The sequence below is a fragment of the Devosia insulae DS-56 genome (genome assembly GCF_000970465.2).
Classification (GTDB): Bacteria; Pseudomonadota; Alphaproteobacteria; order Rhizobiales; family Devosiaceae; genus Devosia_A; species Devosia_A insulae.
In genome coordinates this window covers 1-22,361 of sequence record NZ_LAJE02000219.1, presented here as the reverse complement: position 1 = coordinate 22,361, position 22,361 = coordinate 1, and the positions used below count along the sequence as shown (strand labels likewise).

Annotated in this window: 30 protein-coding genes and 1 pseudogene; 13 read left to right on the top strand and 18 right to left on the bottom strand. The window is 65.5% G+C overall.

Annotated elements, in window-relative coordinates; translation table 11 throughout:
- Positions 1-18: 18 nt before the first annotated feature.
- The 12 genes from VW23_RS29015 to VW23_RS15665 all read right to left on the bottom strand — a co-directional run bounded on the left by VW23_RS29015 (position 19) and on the right by VW23_RS15665 (position 8,752).
- Positions 19-465: a GNAT family N-acetyltransferase gene (locus VW23_RS29015; RefSeq protein WP_069910493.1), complete on the bottom strand. Its 447-nt coding sequence runs from the start codon at positions 463-465 to the stop codon at positions 19-21.
- A complete protein-coding gene (locus tag VW23_RS29010; RefSeq protein ID WP_069910492.1) occupies positions 455-1,231 on the bottom strand; it encodes a GNAT family N-acetyltransferase in 777 nt (258 codons plus the stop codon). Before VW23_RS29010 ends, VW23_RS29015 begins: the two co-directional genes overlap by 11 nt.
- Positions 1,232-1,239: 8 nt before the next feature.
- Positions 1,240-2,805: a 2-isopropylmalate synthase gene (locus VW23_RS15710; protein ID WP_069910491.1), complete on the bottom strand. Its 1,566-nt coding sequence runs from the start codon at positions 2,803-2,805 to the stop codon at positions 1,240-1,242.
- Between the two features lie 338 nt (positions 2,806-3,143).
- Entirely contained in the window at positions 3,144-3,521 is a 378-nt protein-coding gene (locus VW23_RS15705) for a VOC family protein (protein ID WP_069910490.1), read from the bottom strand.
- Entirely contained in the window at positions 3,521-3,925 is a 405-nt protein-coding gene (locus VW23_RS15700; RefSeq protein ID WP_069910489.1) for a hypothetical protein, read from the bottom strand. Before VW23_RS15700 ends, VW23_RS15705 begins: the two co-directional genes overlap by 1 nt.
- A 24-nt stretch (positions 3,926-3,949) precedes the next feature.
- Positions 3,950-4,375 carry a hypothetical protein gene (locus tag VW23_RS15695; protein ID WP_069910488.1) on the bottom strand — a complete coding sequence of 142 codons (426 nt, stop codon included), beginning with the start codon at positions 4,373-4,375 and terminating at the stop codon, positions 3,950-3,952.
- Between the two features lie 106 nt (positions 4,376-4,481).
- The gene (locus VW23_RS15690) at positions 4,482-5,060 is read right to left on the bottom strand and encodes a TetR/AcrR family transcriptional regulator (RefSeq protein WP_069910487.1); all 579 of its coding nucleotides are present in this window, start codon (positions 5,058-5,060) and stop codon (positions 4,482-4,484) included.
- Positions 5,060-6,058, bottom strand: a complete 999-nt coding sequence (locus VW23_RS15685) for an aldo/keto reductase (protein ID WP_069910486.1) — start codon at positions 6,056-6,058, stop codon at positions 5,060-5,062. Before VW23_RS15685 ends, VW23_RS15690 begins: the two co-directional genes overlap by 1 nt.
- Before the next feature lie 81 nt (positions 6,059-6,139).
- The gene (locus tag VW23_RS15680) at positions 6,140-7,027 is read right to left on the bottom strand and encodes a PhzF family phenazine biosynthesis protein (protein WP_069910485.1); all 888 of its coding nucleotides are present in this window, start codon (positions 7,025-7,027) and stop codon (positions 6,140-6,142) included.
- Positions 7,028-7,104: 77 nt separating this feature from the next.
- The gene (locus VW23_RS15675) at positions 7,105-7,602 is read right to left on the bottom strand and encodes a heme-degrading domain-containing protein (protein ID WP_069910484.1); all 498 of its coding nucleotides are present in this window, start codon (positions 7,600-7,602) and stop codon (positions 7,105-7,107) included.
- A gap of 65 nt (positions 7,603-7,667) precedes the next feature.
- Positions 7,668-8,180 carry a heme-degrading domain-containing protein gene (locus tag VW23_RS15670; RefSeq protein WP_069910483.1) on the bottom strand — a complete coding sequence of 171 codons (513 nt, stop codon included), beginning with the start codon at positions 8,178-8,180 and terminating at the stop codon, positions 7,668-7,670.
- A gap of 98 nt (positions 8,181-8,278) precedes the next feature.
- On the bottom strand, positions 8,279-8,752 hold the full coding sequence (locus VW23_RS15665) for a GFA family protein (protein WP_069910482.1): 474 nt from the start codon (positions 8,750-8,752) through the stop codon (positions 8,279-8,281).
- 102 nt (positions 8,753-8,854) lie between these two features.
- Between VW23_RS15665 and VW23_RS28625 the strand changes: the two genes are divergently transcribed.
- The 4 genes from VW23_RS28625 (at position 8,855) to VW23_RS15655 (ending at position 10,576) form a co-directional block, all read left to right on the top strand.
- Positions 8,855-9,001, top strand: coding sequence for a DUF1127 domain-containing protein (locus VW23_RS28625; protein WP_141728357.1), 147 nt, complete (start codon positions 8,855-8,857; stop codon positions 8,999-9,001).
- An 88-nt stretch (positions 9,002-9,089) separates the two neighbouring features.
- On the top strand, positions 9,090-9,260 hold the full coding sequence (locus VW23_RS28295; RefSeq protein ID WP_084646198.1) for a YjiS-like domain-containing protein: 171 nt from the start codon (positions 9,090-9,092) through the stop codon (positions 9,258-9,260).
- 138 nt (positions 9,261-9,398) lie between these two features.
- The gene (locus tag VW23_RS15660) at positions 9,399-9,881 is read left to right on the top strand and encodes a DUF1003 domain-containing protein (RefSeq protein WP_084646196.1); all 483 of its coding nucleotides are present in this window, start codon (positions 9,399-9,401) and stop codon (positions 9,879-9,881) included.
- A gap of 62 nt (positions 9,882-9,943) precedes the next feature.
- Positions 9,944-10,576, top strand: a complete 633-nt coding sequence (locus tag VW23_RS15655) for a LysE family translocator (protein ID WP_069910481.1) — start codon at positions 9,944-9,946, stop codon at positions 10,574-10,576.
- A gap of 147 nt (positions 10,577-10,723) precedes the next feature.
- Here VW23_RS15655 and ilvC read toward each other — a convergent pair whose 3' ends face one another.
- The 3 genes from ilvC to VW23_RS15640 form a co-directional block, all read right to left on the bottom strand.
- Positions 10,724-11,743, bottom strand: coding sequence for a ketol-acid reductoisomerase (gene ilvC / locus VW23_RS15650; RefSeq protein ID WP_069910480.1), 1,020 nt, complete (start codon positions 11,741-11,743; stop codon positions 10,724-10,726).
- Between the two features lie 45 nt (positions 11,744-11,788).
- Positions 11,789-12,430, bottom strand: a complete 642-nt coding sequence (locus VW23_RS15645) for a TetR/AcrR family transcriptional regulator (RefSeq protein ID WP_141728356.1) — start codon at positions 12,428-12,430, stop codon at positions 11,789-11,791.
- 140 nt (positions 12,431-12,570) lie between these two features.
- Positions 12,571-13,116, bottom strand: coding sequence for an isochorismatase family protein (locus VW23_RS15640; RefSeq protein WP_069910478.1), 546 nt, complete (start codon positions 13,114-13,116; stop codon positions 12,571-12,573).
- A gap of 110 nt (positions 13,117-13,226) precedes the next feature.
- Here VW23_RS15640 and VW23_RS15635 point away from each other — a divergent pair, with 110 nt between their 5' ends.
- Complete coding sequence (locus VW23_RS15635) at positions 13,227-14,216, top strand: aldo/keto reductase (protein ID WP_141728355.1); 990 nt, start codon at positions 13,227-13,229, stop codon at positions 14,214-14,216.
- Positions 14,217-14,239: 23 nt separating this feature from the next.
- A complete protein-coding gene (locus VW23_RS15630) occupies positions 14,240-15,331 on the top strand; it encodes a fatty acid desaturase family protein (protein ID WP_069910476.1) in 1,092 nt (363 codons plus the stop codon).
- Positions 15,332-15,478: 147 nt separating this feature from the next.
- Here VW23_RS15630 and VW23_RS15625 read toward each other — a convergent pair whose 3' ends face one another.
- On the bottom strand, positions 15,479-16,075 hold the full coding sequence (locus VW23_RS15625; protein ID WP_084646194.1) for an HdeD family acid-resistance protein: 597 nt from the start codon (positions 16,073-16,075) through the stop codon (positions 15,479-15,481).
- A 234-nt stretch (positions 16,076-16,309) separates the two neighbouring features.
- Between VW23_RS15625 and VW23_RS15620 the strand changes: the two genes are divergently transcribed.
- The 6 genes from VW23_RS15620 (at position 16,310) to VW23_RS15595 (ending at position 20,427) form a co-directional block, all read left to right on the top strand.
- A complete protein-coding gene (locus tag VW23_RS15620; RefSeq protein ID WP_069910474.1) occupies positions 16,310-16,984 on the top strand; it encodes a response regulator transcription factor in 675 nt (224 codons plus the stop codon).
- Positions 16,981-18,333: a sensor histidine kinase gene (locus VW23_RS15615; protein WP_069910473.1), complete on the top strand. Its 1,353-nt coding sequence runs from the start codon at positions 16,981-16,983 to the stop codon at positions 18,331-18,333. Before VW23_RS15620 ends, VW23_RS15615 begins: the two co-directional genes overlap by 4 nt.
- Before the next feature lie 179 nt (positions 18,334-18,512).
- Positions 18,513-19,145, top strand: a complete 633-nt coding sequence (locus tag VW23_RS15610; RefSeq protein WP_069910472.1) for an outer membrane protein — start codon at positions 18,513-18,515, stop codon at positions 19,143-19,145.
- A 102-nt stretch (positions 19,146-19,247) separates the two neighbouring features.
- Positions 19,248-19,685 (top strand): BA14K family protein, encoded by a 438-nt coding sequence (locus VW23_RS15605; RefSeq protein ID WP_069910471.1) that lies wholly within the window; start codon positions 19,248-19,250, stop codon positions 19,683-19,685.
- A 158-nt stretch (positions 19,686-19,843) separates the two neighbouring features.
- A complete protein-coding gene (locus tag VW23_RS15600) occupies positions 19,844-20,119 on the top strand; it encodes a ribbon-helix-helix domain-containing protein (protein WP_176730417.1) in 276 nt (91 codons plus the stop codon).
- Complete coding sequence (locus VW23_RS15595; protein ID WP_069910469.1) at positions 20,119-20,427, top strand: type II toxin-antitoxin system RelE/ParE family toxin; 309 nt, start codon at positions 20,119-20,121, stop codon at positions 20,425-20,427. Before VW23_RS15600 ends, VW23_RS15595 begins: the two co-directional genes overlap by 1 nt.
- Positions 20,428-20,444: 17 nt before the next feature.
- On the opposite strand, the gene VW23_RS29530 is transcribed toward VW23_RS15595, so the two are convergent.
- Together VW23_RS29530 and VW23_RS29525 are read right to left on the bottom strand one after the other, a co-directional pair.
- Positions 20,445-21,155: a GMC oxidoreductase gene (locus VW23_RS29530; RefSeq protein ID WP_244513613.1), complete on the bottom strand. Its 711-nt coding sequence runs from the start codon at positions 21,153-21,155 to the stop codon at positions 20,445-20,447.
- A gap of 149 nt (positions 21,156-21,304) precedes the next feature.
- A pseudogene (locus VW23_RS29525) lies at positions 21,305-21,730 on the bottom strand (GMC family oxidoreductase N-terminal domain-containing protein); the annotation flags it as partial.
- A 93-nt stretch (positions 21,731-21,823) separates the two neighbouring features.
- On the opposite strand from VW23_RS29525, the gene VW23_RS29520 reads away from it, so the two are divergent.
- On the top strand, positions 21,824-22,361 hold a 538-nt coding region (locus VW23_RS29520; protein ID WP_244513611.1), incomplete at its 3' end, for a hypothetical protein.

Sequence of the window (22,361 nt, the reverse complement as noted above, 5' to 3'; positions counted from 1 at the left end):
TCACGACTCGTACGATGGCTAGAGGTACTTCGCCATCTGGACGCAGTCGCTGGCCATACCCTGCAACTCGCCTGCATCCCACAGCTCGCGCTGCCAGCCGCGCTTTTCGTAGAACCCCACCGCGTCCGGTGCCGAGTTCACCAGCAAGGTGGTGATGCCGAGCCCATAGGCGTGCTCGGCGATCAGTTGCTCCATCGCCGCACCGTGGCCTCGGCGCTGGTGCTCCGGCACGATGACGACGAGCCTTAGCTTGCCCATACCCTGCACCAGGTCGAGGCGCGCTGTGCCGACCGGTTCGCCATCCAGCATGAGCAGGAATTTCAGGTGGTTGGAGGCCGCATCGTCCGGATGCGCATCGTTGTAGACCCCGGCCCGGCCCCTCGCCGCGAACAGGACGTCGCGCCGCATCCGGTGCATGGCCGCCAGTTCCTCAGCCGTCTCGGCGCGCCGCAGCTCATAGCGCATCGTGTTCTCCCCGGGCTCGCAACCGCCCACCAAGCACATAACCGCAGATGGCGAGCCCTGCCGAGAGCAGTGTCGCACGCGACGCGAGGTTGGCAACGTCGCAGCGCGCCGCCGGGACCAAGCCCGTCGCGCGGCACAACCGCAGCGTCTCCTGTACCATGTAGCGCCCGGCGCCCTCACGCCGGGCGTGCGGCGCGACCTCCATGTAGAGGTCGGCATAGGGCGGATTGTAGTGGGTGAGCCAGCCGCCGGTGGCGACGATGCCGCGCGGCGTATCGAGCACGAAGTCGCCGGCCGGCTCATAGCTGTGGGAGAACACCGCGTCGTCCTGCTGTCGCGGCCGCACCACGCCGTCATACTGGTGGTTCGCCGGCGCACCGGCGCCGAACAGGATCGCCGTAGCGCTGATGTCCGTGGTGCGTTCGAGCAGCAGGCCGGCGAGCAGCGGATCATTGCTCTGCGCCGCGATATGCTGCGCGCCGGACGCGTCAAGCAGCGCAGTCATCGCCGCAGCGGGGTCCCGCCGATGCTCTGGCCGCAGGTAGAACTCGAACAGCGTGTCGCGCATTCCGGCGGTCGCCCCATCCATGACGAGGCCATAACCAGTGGGCTCACCTGCTGCCTCGAGCAGCCAGGCGTCGCACCTGCCACGCTCGTACACGGCGTAGTAGCGAACCTGGTGCCCGGCTTCGGCGATGAAATCTCGCCGCAGCGGGGCGATGCGGTCACGGTCGGCCTTGCTGGCCGCTATGCCCGCCCGCCCCATTGCAGCCGCTAGCCGGCGAGGGCGCCCTGCGCCGCCGCGCCGCGTTCGAGCAGCAGGCGATTATAGGCGTTGATATAGGCGCGGGCCGAGGCGACGAGGGTGTCGGGCTCAGCGGCGTTGCCGGAAACGATGCGGCCATTCATTTCGAGCCGCACATGGGCGCTGGCCTGCGCGTCGGTGCCGCCGGTGACGCCATCGATGGCGTAGAGCACCAGATGCGGGTCCTTGCCGACCGCTTGCTTGATGGCATTGAATATCGCATCGACCGAGCCGGTACCGTCGAACGACGCTTTCACCTCGACGCCGTCAATGGTGATGACGAGGTCGCAGTGGTGCACGCCGCCGGTCTTGGAGATCACCTCCATGTCGACCAGCTTGATGCGATCGCCGACCGAGCCCGCCTCGTCATCGACCAACGCCACGATATCGGCGTCATAGACATGCTTTTTGCGATCAGCCAGGTCCTTGAAGCGGACGAATGCCTCCTGGAAGGCATTATCACCAAGGTCATAACCCAGTTCCTTCAACTTATCCTTGAAGGCGGCGCGGCCTGAGTGCTTACCCATCACCAGGGTGGTTTCCTTGATGCCGACCGAGGCCGGCGTCATGATCTCGTAGGTCTGGGCATTCTTCAGCATGCCATCCTGATGGATGCCGCTTTCATGCGCGAAAGCGTTCTTGCCGACGATCGCCTTGTTGTACTGCACCGGGAAGTTGGCGGCGGCCGAGACCACCTTGCTGGCGCGGCTCAGGTGGGTCGAATCGATCTCGGTGTCATAGGGCATGGCGTCGCCGCGGGTACGCAGCGCCATCACCACTTCTTCGAGCGCCGCGTTGCCGGCGCGCTCGCCCAAGCCATTGATGGTGCACTCGATCTGGCGCGCACCGCCGCGGACGGCAGCCAGCGAGTTGGCAACGGCGAGGCCGAGATCGTTATGGCAGTGGGCCGAGAAGATCACCTTGTCCGCGCCGGGAACGCGCTCGATGATCGAGCGGAACATCGCCTCGTGCTCGGCCGGAATGGCATAGCCGACCGTATCGGGCAGGTTGATGGTGGTGGCGCCCGCCTTGATGGCGAGTTCGACGCAGCGCGCCAGATAGTCGATCGGCGTGCGGGTGGCGTCCATCGCGCTCCACTCGACATTGTCGATGAGGTTGCGGGCCTGTGCCACGGTGGCCGAGATGATCTCCAGCACCTGCTCCTCGGTCTTTTTCATCTGGTGAGCCAGATGGATCGGCGAGGTGGAAACGAAGGTGTGAATGCGGCCCTGCCTGGCGTGACGCACCGCTTCGCCGGCGCGGGCGATATCGCCAGGAATGGCGCGAGCGAGGCCGGCGACCACCGAGTTCTTCACCTGCTTGGCCACTGCGACCACCGCCTCGAAGTCGCCGTTGGAGGCAATGGGGAAACCGGCTTCGATGATGTCGACGCCCATTTCGTCCAGCGCTTCGGCGACCTGGAGTTTTTCCTCCAGCGTCATCGTGGCGCCGGGGCTCTGCTCGCCGTCACGCAACGTCGTGTCGAAAATAAATACGCGGTCTTTGTTGCTCGCTGCCGCTGCCTGGGTGCTCATTGCTGTTTTCCTATCAAACGGCCGGGGTTCGAAAACCGTCGCGACCGGACAAATCGTTGTTCGGTTAACCTGCGCGCTCCCCTGACCACCCGCTCGCTGGACGAGCTGTCGGTTATCAGGGGCTGATAAGAAGGAGGAGCAGAGCGGCCGGAAGCAGCAGCAAAGCGGCCGCAAACATCAGCCGGCTCTCACGAGCCTTCTGCTGGGCGGCGGCTATGGCAATGGCGCGGTTGCGCTGCATTCGTCAGACCAAAACTTGCTACGGCGCAAATACTGCGCGAATTCCGCCGCTTGCGCAAGCCTTTGCGCAGCGGCGGCTAACGGAAGGTGAAGCGACCCTAGCCGCGCGCGGGCCGCTCGCGGCGAAACTGCACCTCGAGCAGCAGCCCCTCCGGACCTTCTACGAAGAACTGCCCGATCTCCGAATCGGGGATGCCGGTGGTCCGGTACGGCCATCCGCCCGCCTCGATGCGGGCCCTGGTTGGCTCGAACTCATAGACCCCGAAGGCCACATGATTGACCATGCCGCGCGGGAAATCGCTCTGTCTCGCCACAACGTTCAGGTGGATGGCGGGATGGCCATCGACATAGATCCAGTGGCCGGGAAAATCGAAGGGCGGACGAAAGCCATCCTCAGCGCCAAGCACCTCGGCGAAGAACCGCGCCATCCGGGCGCCGTCCGACACGTCGATATTGATATGGTCGAGCCGTGGCATCAGTTGAACGCCAGGACCGCGAACACCACGATCGCCAGCAGTGAAACGACGGCAATGATGCGGCCCGCCCGGACCCGGACGGTGGCCGCGGCGTCGCCGGCGCGCATCTTTCGCGCCGAGATGGCCGACATGACAACCCCGGCGCCAAGCAACACGACGAACGCCATCTTGGCCCAGAACCAATGGCTGACCCCCTCGAAGCCGCCATTGCGCAGCCAGATCATCAATGGTCCGCTGAGCAGCAGCACGATGATGCCGTAGTGCCCGAAGCGGGTCAGCAGCCGGTTGGTCTGGGGCGCCGCCCCGCCCTGCCCCATCATCCCCAGCAGCGGCAGGAACGCCGCTGCGACCAGCATGAGACCGAAAAGATGGGCGATGAGCAGAAGCGAAAAGGCGACGTCCAAGCTGACCTCAGTTGCAGGGGTAGTTCAGTTGAAGGCGAATACGGCGGAGAACACCACGACGAGGAAGGCGACGCCGGTCAGTTGGCCGAACATCTTCGAGCGCTTGCCGGCCTCGGCATCGCCCGCGATGGCCTTTTTGCGGTTCACCTCGTTGAGGCTGATGAACACGATCATCCCGAGGATGCCCAGCATCTTGAGCCAGAACCAGCCGTTCGGAACGACCCAGTTCCATTTCAGCCACAGCGTCAGAATGCCGGTGACCAGCAGCGTCGCAAAGGCGTATTTGCCAACCTTGGCGAAGCCCTCGATGATCGAGAATAAGAGGCCGCGCTGCTCCGGTGTGGCGGTCGGCAACTTGGCGCCGACGATCGGCATCAGCACCAGATTGGCGCCGCCGGCGATGAAAGCGACGATGTGGATGAAGAAAATCAGAAGTGTGACAACGTACACGGCTTAGCCCTCCAAATGCCCAGGGGAAGGCTAGCTGAGTTGGGCACGCGGCACTAGCGTCGGCGCGCGACGGGGTACAATTGTGAAGGCGGGCGTGGGCCCAAGTCTAGACCACTATGCCGGCGGTAATCAGCGCATAAACGCGCTCGAAGCCTGCATCGACATCGGGCGCGCTCCACTCGGCGCCGTGGGCCGGGTCGTGGAAGCGGGCGGTGGCGTCGAACATCGCCTGCGCGGTGGCTCGCGGGTCGACCGGCCGGAAGTCGCCGCTGGCGATACCGTCGACAATGATGGTCTCCAGCTGGCCGACGAGAGTGTCGACATGCCGGGCCACCACCTCGCGTGCCTCGGCGAAGATGGTGCGCGATACCGAGAACAGCTCCGGATCGCCCTTGACCTTCTCGCGCTTCAGCATGAGCAGCGTGCTGAACCACAGGCGCAGCCGCTGCGCCGGCGCTTGCCCGGAGGTTGCGATTGCCGCCAGGGGATCCGAAGTGCGCTTCAGCCAGCCCTCGACCACGGCGTCGCGCAGCGCAATCTTGCTGTCGAAATGCCGGTAGACGCTGCCGTGGCTGACCCCAAGCAGCCGCGCCACATCGACCACCGTGGTCTTATGCGGACCAAAGCGGCGAAACACCTGTTCCGCCGCTTCGAGAATGCGTTCGCGGGTCAAGACCTCGTTCATCAGGCTCCAGTTCGCTCGCTGTCGAGCATCGCCATCTGCGCCGGCTGGTAACGCTCGCCGCGCGCCGCGTCGGGTGGCACCGCTCCTTCGATGGCCGACAGATCGGCCTCCGTCAACACCACATCGAGCGCACCAAGCGCCTCGGTGAGCCGATCCCGCCGGCGCGCGCCGATGACAGGGACGATATCGCTGCCCTGCGCCAGCACCCAGGCGATCGCCAGCTGGGCGACGCTGATGCCCTTGTCGGCGGCAATGTCGCGCAGTTTTTCGACCAGTTGCAGGTTGTGATCGACGTTCTCGGCGCTGAAGCGCGGGCTGTGGCCGCGGAAATCGCCGGCGGCGAGACCGCCCTTGCTCCAATGGCCGCTGATCAGGCCGCGCGACAGCACGCCATAGGCGGTGATGCCGATACCCAGTTCGCGCGTCACCGGCAGGATCGCGCGCTCCATGCTGCGCGAGATCAGCGAGTATTCGATCTGCAGGTCGACCACCGGATGCACTGCATTGGCGCGGCGGATCGTCTCCGGCCCCACCTCGGAGAGACCGAGATGGCGGACGTAGCCAGCGTCGATCATGTCCTTGATGGCGCCGACCGTCTCCTCGATCGGCACGTTCGGATCGAGGCGCGCCGGCCGGTAGATGTCGATGTGGTCGACGCCCAGGCGCTCGAGTGTGTAGGCCAGCGCCGTCTTCACCGCTGCCGGACGACCATCGAAGCCAAACCACGCCCCGTTCGGGCCGCGCTGCGCACCGAACTTGACGCTGAGCACGGCGTTGTCGCGCCGCCCCTTCAGCGCTTCGCCGAGCAGCATTTCGTTGTGGCCCATGCCGTAGAAATCGCCGGTGTCGATCAGAGTGATGCCGGCCTCGAGCGCCGCATGCACGGTGGCGATGCTCTCGCTGCGATCGGACGGCCCATAGGCTCCCGACATCCCCATGGCGCCCAGGCCGAGGGCGGAAGCGACGGGGCCCGATGTTCCAAGCGTGCGATGATCCATGACCAGTCTCCTTGTGGTGAGACTGCTCATGTGGATGGCTGCTGACAGAATTACAAGTCTGTCAGTTGATATCTGTTGGCACTAGTCGCCGAGATTGAGTGTGCCCTCGCCGACGATCACCGCATGGCCGCCGATGCCGCCGTGAGTGAGCTTGTCGTCGTCTTTGCGCAGTTGCATCGAGATGAGGCTTGGGCGGCCCATCTCGTGCCCCTGGCGCAGGCGGAACTCGTGCTGGCCGCTATCGCTGTGGCGCGCCAGGAGGCCGATGAGCGCGGCGGCAGCCGAGCCGGTGGCTGGATCTTCGCCATGGCCCATGCCAGGCGAAAACATGCGCGCGGCGAAGTCGTTGTCGTGCTCTTCCGGCGTCTGGGTGAAGACGTAGATGGAGCCGCGCCCCTCCGGGTAGGTCTCGTCCCAACCACGCCGCTCGAGCCGGATCCGCTTCAGCACCGCCGCGTCGCGGACCGGCAACAGGTAGTAGGGCACACCGGCAGAGAACAGCGCCGGCTGGTAGGGACCACAGCCGATATCGTCGGCCTCGAGCCCGAGGGTGGCGGCGATTGCCTGGGCGGAGGGCGCCTTGCCGATCTCTTCGGGCAGCCGCGGCAGGGCGAAGCGGGCGAGCCCGATATCCTTTTCGACGCGCTCGATCACGCAGGTGATGACGCCGACCTTCTCCTCGAGCCGCACCGCGGTGCTGCGATTCTGCAACCCGAGCACGACGGCGGCGCCAACGGTGGGGTGGCCGGCAAAGGGCAGCTCCACGGTCGGGGTGAAAATACGCACGGCCGCCGCGTGGCGCTCCGATTGCGCCTTCTGGATGAACACCGTCTCGGACAGATTGAACTCGGCGGCGATCGCCTGCATCTGATCGTCGAGCAGGCCATCGGCCTTAAGCACGACGGCCAAAGGATTGCCCTTCAGCCGCTCGGTGGTGAAAACATCAAGCAGCATGTAGTTGAGTTTCATAATCGGGCTCCGCAACCGGGCAGCAGTTGCGGCAGCCCGGTTCGTGGTGTCAAGCCGCCTCCGTGGGGCGCCTCGAACTAAATCTTGGCGAGCGCGAAAGCCGCCTTGTCGAGCCCAAGCTCTTCGGCCACGGCGTCCACTCCAACCTGGTGGTCGTCGCGCTCGTGTAGGCCCGAAATGGTGATACAGCCGATGGGGCCGAAGCCCTTCATGCGGATCGGGAAGGCGCCGCCGGCGAGGACAAAGTCCGCACCGTCGAGCGCCCGATTCGGCGCGAACAGCCGATCTTCGCGGTTCTGCTCCAGCGCCACGCGATAGCTCGACTTGAGCAGGCGCTGCACGGTGTTGATCTTGCGGCGCACCCAGTTCGGATTGTCGGCCGTGGTCCCGGGCATGGCGGCGTAGAACATCTGCCGGTCCCAGGTACGAACGTCGACCACCAACCCGAGCTTTTCGCGCAGGGCGCGCTCACGCACCCTTACGCCGATCGAGAACGCTACGTTCTCGTTGAACTCGGTAAACTCGAGCCCGCGCTCCTGCTCGATGATTTTGGCGATGTCGTCTGCCGTAGCCATATCGTCCGCTCCCTGTGGTCGCGGGCGATATAGCCAGCGGTGCGGTGCCGCCGCAAGCCGGGCCGTCAGTCGGCGGTCGGTTCCTCATGCGGCAGCATGAGCGGGGTCGGATCGAGCCCGAGATGCCGAGCGATCGCCGTCACGACGAAGCCATGATCGTGCCTGCCGGGGACGCCCGACACGGTGATCGTGCCGACGACGCTTACCCCCTCGATGCGGATCGGGAACGAGCCGCCATGCGCCGCAATCTCGGTGGGGTCGACATTGTCGTCCGGCGCGAAACCACGCTTGTCGCGCTGCTGGCGCAGGGTCAGCGCATAGGAGGCGCGATTGAAGCGCCGCACGCAGTTGCTCTTGCGGCGGACCCACTCGAAGTTGTCGGGACCGGTCCCCGCCATCGCATAGTAGTAGAGCGGCCGGTTCCAGAACCGGATGTCGATCACCAGGGCCGCCTTGGCCGCCACCGCCAGCTCACGAATATCCTCGCCCAATTGCAGCGCCGTGGCCTCGTCGAACCGGCTGAACACCAGCTGCCGCTCCTGCTCGGCCACCAGCGCGATATCACTGTCGAAACTCATCATCCCCTCCAGGCATTTGGCCCTCTGCTAGCACGACACGGCGTGCCGCTCCCTCCGGCAGCGCAGCGATTCCTTCCGGCAAATTGCGATGGGCGGCTTCAGGTCGTCGCCGCGCTCCAGGCGTCATAGAGCGGTTGGCGGTCGGGCGGCTGGCCCGGGAAATTGACCTGCGTCTCGTCGATCACCGCCCATGGCAGGCGACTGGCGGTCCAGATGTTGCCGATAGGCAGGGCCCAGCTCGGGTCGTCGAGCGTGCCGGGCTTGACCACCAGCATGGCCGGAGAGGCGAGTGGCTCATTCCAGAGCTTGGTGCCGCAACGAGCGCAGGCCAGCATGCGCACCGTCCGCCCGCTATCGGCCGGCTTGTCATGGGCGACGAGCTCGCCCCGCAGATGCTGCAGCCGGTCGCGGGCGATCGGCATCGACATCGAGTGCGTGGCGCCGCTCAGGCGCTGGCAGTCGCGACAGTGGCAGTTGTAGACGGCAAGCGGCGCGCCGGTGATGCGGTAGCGCACCGCGCCGCAGATGCAGCCTCCCTCGACCGGGAATGCCGGCAGCGCGATTTCAGTCATTGGTTTCTCCCTGAAGCCCTCGTTCAGAACCGGTTCAACCGTCCTCGGTCATTGAGCGCCGCAACGCCGGAACGAGCCGGCTCCCAAACCAAGGAACCCAACATGATCCCCGAATTGCTACTACTGTCGGACCACCTGCGTGCCCGTACCCCCAACCAGCAGATCGAAGACCGCCTGCTGGCCGATATCGGGATGACGCGCGCAGAGCTCAGGAAGCAGAAGACCTGGTTCGGCCGCAAGCCCCGCTAAAGGCGAAACGGTTCATCCGGCATTCATCGATCCGTGGGCATAAGCCCACTCCGCCGATCCCGGCACCACCCAACTGACGAGATGAGAAATGGCTTTCAGCCTGACGTCCATGTTCCGTCGCGCAGAGCGGAAGCGGGTCCTCACCGACCTGATGAAGTTCGACGACCATCTGCTGCGCGATATCGGCCTCACCCGTGGCGACCTCGCCGCGATGCGCGCCGGCCGCCACCACGCCTCGCCCTCCCGCGGCCATGAATGATCCCGCGGTAGGCGATATCCCAAACTGAGGGCCCCGAGATGATCGGGGCCCTTTTGATTCGAGGCTGACCACAGCCGATCGGCGCCAACCGCCGGACCTGATAGAACCGCCGCATGGCATGGCCAGTAAGAGGCGGCGATGAGCGAAACCAAACCCCACCACGACGGCACCGAGATGGCGCGGCGATTCACGCTGCGACAGGCCAAGCCGGTCAGCCTCCCCCGCACCTATGGCGAGTACCTCGCCGACCAGATCGCGGCGCTTGTCGGCTCATGGCGTTTCATCATCACGCAATCGGTGTTGCTGGCGCTGTGGATCGTGCTCAACGTCGTCGCCTGGGTCCAGCACTGGGACCCCTACCCGTTCATTCTGCTCAATCTGGTGCTGAGCTTCCAGGCCGCTTTCACCGCCCCGATACTGATGATGGCGCAGAACCGCCAGTCCGCCATCGATCGCCAGAAGGCGCAGCTCGATTACGATGTGAACCTGCGTGCCGAACTCGACATCGAGGCCCTGCATCAGAAGATCGACCTGCTCCGCCAGGAAGACATCACCCGGCTGGTCGGCCTGCTCGAGATGCTCACCCGCGAGCGCATGGAGAAGGGCGGCGACAAGGCGTAGGAGCGGCTGGCGGAAGTTCATCGCCCGTGGCATGCAGATGAACAGCCAATCGGGGACCCGTCATGCCCGCGCTCACCACCCTTCTCGCCTTCGCCGGCGTCGCCTTTGCCATGGTGATCGCACCTGGCCCGAACATGGCCTATCTGGTGTCGCGCTCGATCGCCCAAGGGCGTACCGCCGGTCTGATCTCGCTGCTCGGCGTTGCTACTGGCTTTATCGTCTACATGCTGGCCGCAGCACTCGGCCTCACGGCGCTGCTGTTCGCGGTGCCGTTCGCCTATGACGCGATCCGCATCGCCGGGGCACTCTATCTCGGCTGGCTGGCCTGGAACGCGTTGCGGCCGGGCGGGCATTCGCCGTTCGAGCTGCGCGCCCTGCCGCCGGATTCGCCGAAGCGGCTCTACGCGATGGGCCTGTTCACCAGCCTGTTGAACCCCAAGGTCGCGGCGCTCTACCTGTCACTGCTGCCGCAGTTCATCGACAAGTCGGCCGGCAATGTGCTCGGCCAGACGCTGGTGCTGGGCGCCACGCAGATTGCCGTGAGCATGACGGTCAACGCCATCTTCATCGTCACCGCCGGCACCGTGGCGCTGTTCTTCACCGGCCGGCCGTTCTGGGCCCGGCTGCAGCGCTGGCTGATGGGCACGGCGCTCGGCTTCCTCGCCATCCGTATGGCCACCGACAGCAGTCGGTAGAAACGACAAAGGGGCCCGGAGGCCCCTCTGCGCATACATCCTGCGAAGGATCTTTGGATTAGTTCTTGGCCTTGTCGACCAGCGCGCCGGCCTTGATCACGGCGGCGCGCCAGCGCGCCTCAGACTAAGCGTGGAGCAAGGCCCCGCTTAGTTCTTGGCCTTGTCGACGAGGGCGCCGGCCTTGATCCACGGCATCATGCCACGGAGCTTCTCGCCGACTTCCTCGATCTGGTGCTCGTCGGCGAGGCGACGGGTCGCCTTGAAGCGCGAAGCGCCGCCCTTGTATTCCTGCATCCACTCGGAGGTGAACTTGCCGGACTGGATGTCCTTGAGCACGCGCTTCATCTCGGCCTTGGTCTCCGAGGTGATGATGCGCGGACCCGAGACATACTCGCCCCACTCGGCGGTGTTCGAGATCGAGTAGTTCATGTTGGCGATGCCGCCCTGGTAGATCAGGTCGACGATCAGCTTCACTTCGTGCAGGCACTCGAAATAGGCCATTTCCGGAGCGTAGCCGGCTTCCACCAGCGTCTCGAAGCCGGCGCGGATCAGCTCGACCAGGCCACCGCAGAGCACAACCTGCTCACCGAAGAGATCCGTCTCGCATTCCTCGCGGAAGTTGGTCTCGATGACGCCCGAGCGGCCGCCGCCAACGCCCGAGGCGTAGGCCAGCGCGATGTCATGGGCATTGCCCGAGGCATCCTGATGCACCGCGATCAGGCACGGCACGCCGCCGCCCTTCTGGTATTCGCCGCGCACGGTGTGGCCCGGGCCCTTCGGCGCGATCATGATCACGTCGACGGTCTTCTTGGGCTCGATCAGGTTGAAGTGCACGTTGAGGCCGTGCGCGAAAGCGATGGCGGCGCCGTCACGGATATTGGGCTCGATGTCCTTCTTGTAGATGTCGGCCTGCAGCTCATCGGGTGTCAGCATCATCAGGACGTCGGCCCACTTGGCGGCATCGGCGACGGACATCACCTTGAGGCCTTCGCCCTCGGCCTTCTTGGCCGACGGCGAGTTGGGACGCAGCGCCACCACGATGTCCTTCACGCCGGAATCGCGGAGGTTCAGCGTGTGCGCATGACCCTGCGAGCCGTAGCCGACGATCGCGACCTTCTTGGATTTGATGATGTTGAGATCGGCATCCCGATCGTAATAGACGCGCATGGAAGTCTCCTCTTTGTGCGTTGGGCCGGTGCGGCCGATTTGAACTCAGGCGGCCTGGTGGACCGCGTAGATGGCAAGAAACTGTTCCGTCGCCCGGGCCGCGTCGCGCGCGATCTCCGCTTCGGCGGGGGTGAAGGTTTCGCCGAGCAGCAGGCGGATCTGCGCGTCGCGCACGACGAGGCCGAAGAAGCTGCGATAGGCCTCCTCGGAGCTGTCGAAGCGCAGCAACCGCGCCTCCCTGCCGGCTTCCAGCACCGGCTTCAGCCGCTTGCGGATGGCGAGCGGACCGTTCTCGAGGACGATCGCCCCGAGCCCGTGCTTTTCGGCCCCGGCATGGCCGATGGCGAGACGGTTGAGCGTCACCGAGACATCGCCGACGATGGTGCCGAGGAGGTCGCGGGCGAACTGCTCGATGCTCTGGCGCAGCGAGGCGGCATCGAGCCGCCAGCGATCGACCTGCGGCGCCTTCACCTTGGCGGCCTGCCACTGCACGGTGGCGGTGAGCAGTCCGTCGCGATCGCCGAACCACTTGTAGAGCGTTTCCTTGGAGCACGAGGCGCGGCGCGCCACCGAAGTCATGGTCAGCCGGTCGCCTTGCTCGACGAGCAGATCCAGCGCCGCGGTCAGCACCTGCTGCTGACGCGGCGTGAACACCTCTTCGCTATTGGCAACGGCAGACGCCACCATCATCCCCTGCGTTTCGTGAAAGAGGCGTACCGTACCGTACGGTTCGGATCAAGTGGGATTTTGAGACGGGATGCCACACCGCGAACAACGATGTCCCGCGGGTCGGTGAAGTCTGGGCGAACGGCATCAACTTCTGCCCGCTATGGGGCGGCGCCAGTCAGCTCGGCAGTTGTGATGACTGTGGCACCTTCGGCAGCAAAAGCGCGGTTGTGGTCGGCGATCAGTGCCGCCGCGCCGTCGCGATCGCCGGTACTGTGCGCGTCGGCGACTACAGTGACGGCGAGGCCAAGGGCTGCGGCGCCCCGAACCGTCGCAGCTACGCAATGGCCAGTAGCCGCCCCAACGACAATGACGTCGCCGGCACTCGCCGCCCGGACCCACGACAGCAGATCGGGATTGCTGAAGGCGTTGGTGACGGTCTTGTCGAACGTTCGTTCGTCGGCGGCCTGGCCGAGCGCCGGCCAGATGTGCCAGCCCGGGGCACCGGGCTCCAATTGATCGCCCACCGGGCTGTTCTGCCGGATGAAGGCCACCTTGCGGCCGGTAACGCGCGCCCACTCAAGGATCGTTCTGACCCGCGCGACGATGCCATCGGCATCGAGCAGTGGGGGCGCTACCTTGCCGTCGAACATGCCGGTCTGCAGATCGACGACGATTACTGGGGCTTGCGCGGAGGGCTGGTTCATGCCGGCACTTTAGCCGTGGCCGCGGTTTCGGCAATCGGGATAAGTCTGATGTCGGGGGTGCGTACGAATGGCGCGGCAGGCATGGTGCACCCCAAAGTTGGAGGATGAACATGAAGACGTCGCTGCCCACCCGCGCCTTTGGCAAGACCGGCATGGAGATCACCCGTCTCGGCGTCGGCGCCTGGGCGATGGGCGGCAATATGTGGGGGCCGCAGGACGACGCTGATTCCGATGCCGCGATCCGTCACGCCATCGAGCTCGGCATCAACTGGATTGATACCGCGGCGGCCTATGGCGTCGGCCATTCCGAGGAGGTGATCGGCCAGACGCTGAAGGCGCTGCCGGCCGATCGGCGGCCGTTCGTCTTCACCAAAGGCGGGGTGATCCGCGACGCCAACGGGCAGAACCCACGCCGCCTCGCCAATCGGGAGAGCCTGCGCAACGAACTTGAGAATTCGCTGAAGCGCCTGCAGGTGGAGGCGATCGACCTCTACCAGGTGCACTGGCCGGCCGACGACGTGCCGCTCGAGGACTATTGGGCGACGATGCTGGAGCTCAAATCCGAGGGCAAGGTTCGGCATATCGGGCTCTCGAACCACAATGCCGAGCAGCTGGCGCGGGCCGAGGCGATGGGCCATGTCGAGACGCTGCAGCCGCCGTTTTCGATGATCAAGCGTGAGACCGCAGAGGCGATCCTGCCGTGGTGCGCGGCACATGGCACCGGCGTCATCTGCTACAGCCCGATGCAGGCGGGTCTGCTTACCGGCAGTTTCACCAAAGAGCGCGCCGCAACCCTCGCCGACAATGACTGGCGGAAGACCAACCCGGAGTTCACCGGCGAGCGGCTCGACCGCAACCTCGCGCTCGCGGCGGCTTTGAAGCCGGTGGCCGACAAACACGGCACTTCGATCTCCAGCATCGCCCTCACCTGGGTGCTGGCCTGGCCGGGCCTCAGCGCCGCCATCGTCGGCGCCCGCTCGCCGGCGCAGGTCGATGGCTGGATCGACGCGGCCACCATCGAGCTCGATGCCGCCGATCTCGACGCCATCGCCGGCACTATTGGCGCCACCGGCGCCGGTCAGGGGCCGGTCAGGCCGTAAGTGCACGTCGGAGGGGGGAGCCGATGATCACGAAGCGCGACTACAGCATCACCGGGCCCGAGGCGCAGCGCGCCATCGATCGCGGCCTCGCGGCAGCCGAGTGGTATCACACCGAGGTGCCACGCGCCGTCATGAAGGAGCTTATGCAACGCTCCGACGGCCCGGCCATTCGCGACAACCTGATCTGGCTTGGCCTGCTGCTGGTCACCGGCATTGGCGGCATCGCGTTCTGGGGCACTTGGTGGTGCGTGCCGTTCTTCTTCGTTTATGGCGTGCTCTATGGTTCGGCCAGCGATAGCCGCTGGCATGAGTGCGGGCACGGCACGGCGTTCAAGACAGCGTGGATGAACAAGGTGATCTACCAGATCGCCTGCTTCATGCTGATCCGTAACCCGACAACCTGGAAATGGAGCCACGCTCGCCACCACGCCGACACCATCATCGTCGGCCGCGACGTCGAGATCGCGGTGATGCGACCGCCGGTGCTGGCGCGGGTAATCCTGAGCTTCGTCGGCATTGTCGACGTCTGGTACGCCCTGGGCGACATGGTGCGGAACGCTCTGGGCAATGTCAGCGATGCCGAGAAGAGCTTCATTCCCAAGGGCGAGTGGCCCAAGGTGGTGCGCGTAGCGCGCATCTGGGTAGCGATCTACGCGGCGACGGCGGTGGTTGCCATCGCCATGCAGTCGATCCTGCCGTTCATGCTGATCGGGCTACCCCGCCTCTACGGCTGCTGGCACATGGTGATGGTGGGGCTGTTGCAGCATGGCGCGCTGGCCGAGGACGTCACCGACCATCGGCTGAACACGCGAACCGTACTGATGAACCCGATCAGCCGCTTCCTCTATTCGGACATGAACTACCACGTCGAACACCACATGTTTCCGGTGGTGCCCTACCATGCGCTCGAAAGGTTGCACGAGGCCATCAAGCACGACCTGCCCCCGCCGACCCCGTCGATCATCGCCGGCTATCGGGAGATGATCCCGATCTGGCTGCGCCAGCTCCGGGGCGAAGACATCTTCCTGCGTAAGGAGCTCCCGCCGTCGGCCAAGCCCTATCGCGAAGACCTGCAGGTCGATGCGCCGATGAGTGGCGCGGGAGCGGCGGAGTAGGTAACGGAAGGCCTTCCCAGCAAGATCGCGGGCAAGAAAATGCCCCGGTCCATCAGTGGAGCCGGGGCATTGAACAGAGGGCTTCGCGTTCTTACCGGCGCTTTCACCTTGCCCTTTGAACGTGGCTTGCCTCGCTTGGTTCCAGCTTCAGGCTGGCCGTTTGAACTTCCGCACCCGGAAGGCCAGCATGATCAGCAGCACGCCGGCAAAGATCGAGTAGCCGGCAATGGTCCAGACCAGTGACAGCGCCCCTGCCCCCGGCTGGAACAGCAGCAGCAGGCCGAACAGGATGCTGAGCGCGCCGAACAGGCCAAGCACCCACTCGCCCTCGATCTCCTTGCGGGCCTGGATGGCGCCCCAGATGGTCAACACGCCGATGATGATCGCCCAGATGCCGATGAAGATGACGAGGATGAAAGCCGTCATGCCCGGCCAGAAGAAGGCGGCAAGGCCAGCGAGGATGCTGACCACGCCGCTGATCGCCATCCACCAGCGCGGCCCCATGGCCGGCGAATTGGCACGACCCGAGATCGCCGCCCACAGCGCGAAGACGCCGTCGACGAGGGTATAGGCGCCCCAGAGCAGGGTCAGCGAGATGAGCGTGATGGCAGGCCAGAAGATGGCCAGCACACCGAAGGCAATGGCGGCAATGCCGCGCAGCAGCAGCAACCACCAATTGTCGCCAAGCATGGCGCGGAGCCCCGCGGGAAAATCGGAAGGCGTAGAAGTCTCTGTCTCGGCCATCATGCTTCTCCACTGTTGCGCGGGAAAGCTCCGGAACCTCCGAGAGCTCCCGCAATGACAGTAACAGAGTCCCGGGGCGCCGAAAAAGCCAAACTCGGGCCGAAATGGCTCGAATATCTAATGGGTTAGTTAGCCGTTCCGGCCTCATTCGGCCGGCCCCGGGCCGCTCGGCCGCGGCGCAATCCTGGCGCAATGCATGTCGCATATGGCAAATCGTGGCGCGGGGATTCCTCTATGCGATTGCTACTAGTCGAAGATGAGCCGGAGATGGCCGCGGCGCTGAGCGCCGTGCTGCTGCGCTATGACACGGTGGTCGATCATGCCCGCACCAAGCTCATCGCCGAGGAGGCGATCCTCAGCCACGCGCATGACGCAGTGCTGCTGGATCGGAAGCTCCCCGATGGTGATGGCATCGACCTGGTGCCGCTGCTGCGCAAGCGGCATGCCGGCGTGCCGGTGATCATCATCTCGGCGCGTGGCTCGATTGCCGACAAGATCGAGGGGCTCGATACCGGCGCCGATGATTACCTGCCAAAACCCTTCGCCGTTGAGGAACTGCTGGCGCGGCTGCGTGCGGTGTTGCGCCGGCCGATGCAGGTGGCGCCGGAGTCGGTCCAGCTGGGAGCGCTGTCGTTCGATCTCGACAGCCGCGAGGCGCGGGTCGGCGACAGCACCATCGAACTGCCGCGGCGCGAACTGCTGGTGCTCGAGTGCCTGCTGCGGCGGGCCGGTCGAACCGTGCTCCGCACCTCGCTCGAAGACGCAGTTTACGGCTATGGCGACGAGATCCAGTCCAACTCGCTCGATGCCCATATCTCGCGGCTCAGGCGTAAGCTCGCCGACGCGAGGTCTGGTGTCGAGATCCACGGCATTCGCGGTGTCGGGTACCTGATCAAGGCCGCAGCATGAAGTTCTGGCGCCCCCACTCGCTCCGCCGGCGCCTTGCCTGGCGCCTGGTGCTGCTGCAGACCATTACGCTATCGCTGGCATCCGCGCTCCTCACCATCCTCATCCTGCAGCTCAATCCGGGCGAGCAGATCGTCGACAGCTCGCTGGCCGAGGCGGTGGCTGCCGCAATGCAACGCGGACCAAACGGCGAGCTAATCCTCGGCCGCAACGCCGATCTCGACCGCTATAGGACTGAGTCGCCTACGGTCTGGATGATCGTGACCGACGACCATGGGCACACGTTCGAGGATGGCCCAGTGCCCGCCGCTTACAGCGAGATGGCCGCCAGCCTCAACCGGTTGTGGTTTGTCGACATTCGCGACTCGGGTGGTGAAGAAGACCTGGCGGCTGCATTCCACAGCGGCGATACACCGATCGGCAAGCTCTATGTGCTGGCGGGAGGGGGCGCCTTCGTCAGCACCATCTTCGCCGCGATCCTGGTCGGCAATATCTTCATCCTGCCATTGCTGCTGATGCTGATCATCGCCACGGTGATCGCCATTCCGTTGATCGTCCGCAAGGTGATGCGCGGGCTGGACGCCGCCGAGGTGCAGGCCCGCAGCATCAACTTCGACCAGCACGGTACACGGCTGCCACTCGACAAGGTACCCTACGAGGTCCGCGGCCTGGTGACGGCAATGAATGAGGCCCTCACTCGGCTGGACGAAGGCTATGAGCGGCATCGCCGCTTCCTCGCCGATGCGGCGCACGAGTTGAAGACGCCGATCGCCATCCTCCAGACCCGGGTGGAGAATCTCGATACCGGCCCGGAGCGGACCCGCTTGCTCACCGATACGGCGCGGCTGGCGGCAATGGCGGAGCAGTTGCTTGACCTGCAGCGACTGGCCCAATCGCAGATCGACTTCCAGCCGATCGACCTGGTGCCGCTGGCCGAGCGCGTCGTCGCCGACCATGCGCCGCTTGCCATCTCGGCCGGCTACGACATTTCGCTCAGGGCGCCCGATCCGTCATCCTGGGTGCTGGGCGATCGCGGCGCCATCGAGCGGCTGCTGGCGAACCTGACGCAGAATGCGGTGGTGCATGGCGGCAACCAGGGCACCATCGAGATCGAGATCGCCGGCAACGGGGTGTTCGAGGTGCACGACAGCGGACCCGGCATCGCGCCGGAGCATCGGGAGAAGATCTTCGAGCCGTTCTATCGCATCCGTCCGCTGGATCGCGGCGCCGGGCTCGGGCTGAACCTGGTGCGCGAAGTGGTGCGCCAGCACGGCGGCAATATCTCCGTGCTGCCCAGCCATCTCGGCGGGGTGTGCTTCCGCGTCGAACTGCCTGCCGCTGTCGCGCGATAGCGATTTCGACGCCGCGCAATGCTCGCGCAATCCCGACAGTGAAAATGGGCGATGCGGTCAATGAATGACCGCGAGGTCAGTGACTGACCTCGTCCGGTTGCAAGGTGCATGCCGGCGCATCCTCCACTGCCCGGCAACCACCTCCCTGGTTGCGGGGCCTCGTTTTTCGCGGAGTTCCCATGTTCTCGAAGTTTTCCTCCTATGGCCTGGTCGCCGCCCTGCTGCTCGGCGCGCTGCCGGCGACTGCGGCTGACGCGCAGGACAGCCGCTGGAGCGAGCCCTACGCACCGGCGCCGGCCTCGGAATGGACCGGCTTCTACGCCGGTATCCACGGTGGCCTCGCGCCCAAAGCATCCGACTTCAACATCTTCAAGGACTCGAGCCTCGTGGGCGGCGTGCAGGCCGGCTACACCATGCAGCTGGGGCCCGCGGTGATTGGCGCCGAACTCGAGGGCACCTATGCCCGCGGCATCGTCTATGGCGTCGGCAATGGCGAGCTGGAGCAGAACTGGAGCGGCGCCGCCAAGGTCCGCGGTGGTCTCGCCCTTGGTGGCACTCTGGTTTACGGCACGGCCGGCTACGCTGTGGCGCGACTCGACGCCGGCAATAACGTCGTCTCGGACGACCAGTGGGTTGGCGGCGTGTTGTGGGGGGCCGGGCTCGAGCAGAGCTTCGGCAATGGCCTGTCGGCCCGAGTGGAATATACCCAGGCCCGCTTCAACGACGTCGACTCCACCCTTACCGGCAATATCCACCGCACCGACGACCTGACCAACCATGCGGTCAAGGCGGGCCTCAACTTCCGCTTCTAACCATATCGTATCGGGATCGACGGACCTGTCACCCATTCCGTCGGTCCCCAGGGCGGCCCGCGGCCACCCGGACCGCCCATCCACACCCCCGAGGAAAGCAAAATGGCTCTCGCCAGAACCCTGACTGCCGTCGTCATGACGGCTTGCCTTGCCCTATCAGCGATTTCGCCCGCTCTGGCGCAGTCGCCGGCCGATAACCGCATCCACCTCGCCCAGGCCGATGACCAGCGTTGGGCCAATTGCAGCGCCATCGACAACCGGCGCGAGCGCGAACGGTGCGAGCGCGACCACTGGGGCGGTCGCCCGGACAAGAAGAAGAACAATGACGACGATATCGGCGCTGCGATCGGCGCGGGCATTATCGGCCTCACGCTCGGCGCCATCATCGCCGGCTCGGCCGAGAAGGAGCGCAGCAAGCGCGATCGCTATGACGCCGAATACGAACGCTGGCTCGATTACTGCAGTCGCAAGTACCGCAGCTTCGACCCGGAAACCGGTACTTATCGGGCCAGCAACGGACGTCGCTACGTTTGCCGGTGAGCGGCGTCCGGCCGGTCCGGAGCAATCCGGGCCGGCGCTCGCTCCCAAGCCGACAGCCTGCCAAGTGCGGTGGCGCTCGTTTGCGCCGCGCAACAGGTTTTCGCCTTGTCGGTGGTAGGATTTTATCCTACCTTGAGAACGTCCAAAATGCGCAGGTTGTGGAATTGTCGGAAAAACTCAGCATCACGCTCCCGGCGGAGATGGTCGCTCTGATTAAGCAGCAGGTCGAGGCCGGCCATTATGCTTCGACCAGCGAGGTGCTGCGCGTGGCGATGAGGGCCTGGATGCGCGACGAGGAAGAGCACGCCGAGCGTTTGACCGCCATCCGGGCGCGCATCAGCCGGTCGCTGGCTGATCCCCGGCCTGCGGTATCTTCCGCCGATGTCTTTGATCGCCTCGAAGCCCAAGCGCGTCGCACGCCCATTGCCCGCTGATGCATCGCCTGTCGGTCCGGTTCCGCGAGGAGGCTGTTTCCGACCTGGTCGAGGTTCTCGACTATCTCATCGAGCAGGGCGCCGACCCTGGCGTGGCGCTGGGGTTTGTCGACCGCATCCGCAAGCGATGTGAGGCGATCGGCGAACTGCCTGAAGGCTACCCGGCACGACCGGATTTAGGTCCGGCCATCCGCATTGCGCCGTTTGAACGTTCGGCTGTCATCGCCTATCGAGTGCTTGATGCCGGCGTCGAGATCGTCAACGTGTTCTATGGCGGGCGAGATTACGAAGCCATTCTACGCGGCTGACATGGTGATGCGCCCCATTACAGCGACCGAGCCAGATGATCGGCGTTGCGGAACGCCAGCGCCATGATGGTCAGCACCGGGTTGAAGCCGCCATTGGTCGGATGCAGACCGCCATCCGAGACGAACAGGTTGTCGTGGCCCCAGATCCGGCCATAGGAGTCGGTCACCGAGTTCGACGGGTCGGTGCCCATGCGACAGGTGCCGGCCTGATGCTGGCCGCCTGACAGTCCGGGATTGGGCGCGGCGCCCCAGGTGCTGCTGGCGCCGGAGGCGGCGAGCCACTCGTGGGCTCTCCCATGCACATGCCCCGCGGTCCGCACCGTTTCCGGATGGACCCGGCCTGACAGCATCGCCACCGACAAGCCCCATTTGTCGCGGACGTGCCCGGCAATCCGAACGCGGGCGGTTGGATCGGGGATCTCGTGGATCGGGCCGGCGATGCGCAGCACGTGGTGGAAGCTGTCGCGCATGAAATCCTTGGCGCCCTGCCCCCAGCGGCGCAGCCCCGGCGGCAGCACGTTCTTCCAGAAGATGATCGGCGGCTGGACGAAATCATCGGCCAGCATGCCGCCGCCGATGAAGCCTGGATTGCCGTGGTTGTATTGCGTGGTGGCGATGCTGACACCCGGCCCGCGCGAGCCATGCACCTCCGCGTCGAACTGGCCATAAGCCGTGGCGTAGACATGCCCCTGCAGGTTCCTGCCGACGAGGTCGTGACCGTTACCCAAGCCATCCGGCTCGCGTGATGAGGGTGAGTTGAGCAGCAGCCGCGCCGTCTCGATGGCGCCGCCGGCGAGGACGATCGCCTTGCCGCGACCGAATGCTCGGCGCCAGTGCTGTCAGCGAACCGTACGCCGGTGGCCTTGCCGGCGGCGTCGGTCTCGACCCGCAGCACCATGGCGCCGGTAACGAGGTGGCAGCGCCCGGTGGCGAGCGCCCTTTTGATCATGGTGTTCTGGGTGCCGTTCTTGGCATCGCTCGGACACGGAAAGCCAACACAGGTGCCGCAGCCCATACAGGCGCCGCGGCCGTGGCGCGGCTGGCTGTTGATGGCGAGCGGTGGGCGTGTGGTCGAGATGCCGAGCGCCGCGGCGCCGCGCCTGAGCACCGAGGTGGCCGGGCTGTCCGGCAATGGCGGCATCGGATAATCGCGGGCCCGCGGGCCCTCATGGCTATGGGCGCTGCCCTGTCCCGATACACCGATCTCCCACTCGGCGCGCTCGTACCATGGCGCCAGTTCGTCGTAACCGAACGGCCAGTCGACGAGCGACGAGGCCTCGGGCACGCCGTACAGGCTGGCCATGCGGAAATCATCGCGGTGGAAGCGCCAGGCCTGGGCGCCATAGACCAGCGTGCCGCTGCCGACCGCCGCCGCTAGGTTTTGGTAGCCGTTTTCATGCGGGCGCAACACGCGCTCGATGCCATCGGCTCCGACGAGCACGCGCGGATTGCCGTAGAGGTCCGGGCCGGTGTTGTGGCCATAGAGCGCCAGGCGATGGTTGCGCAGGTGATCGCGGTGGCCGCTATCGGCATAGTTGCGCTCAAGCCCCCGCTCGAGCAGCAGCACATGCTTGCCGGCCTCGGCGAGCACACCTGTCGCGACGCCGCCGCCTGCACCGGCACCGACGATGATCACGTCATAGTCGAGCGTGCCGGAGAAGGGCTGCGGCGACTGTCCGTCGCGAGCTGCCGGCCCGGTCGGCCCCTCGGGCAGGCCGTGCTCGTAGCCAAGCATCCGCCACGACGCAGCATCCGGGTTACCGCCATTATCAGGATCGGCATAGACGCCCTCGGCCACCAGTTCGCAGAGTTCGCGGAACCACCCGGGCGCGCCGAGGCCAGCGAGAGCGGTGTCCTTTTCTGCGTTGGTGCTGCTGGCGAAGTCAGCCGGCAGCGCGCTGAGATCGGCGGCAATCGCCGCGCCCAGCTTGGGC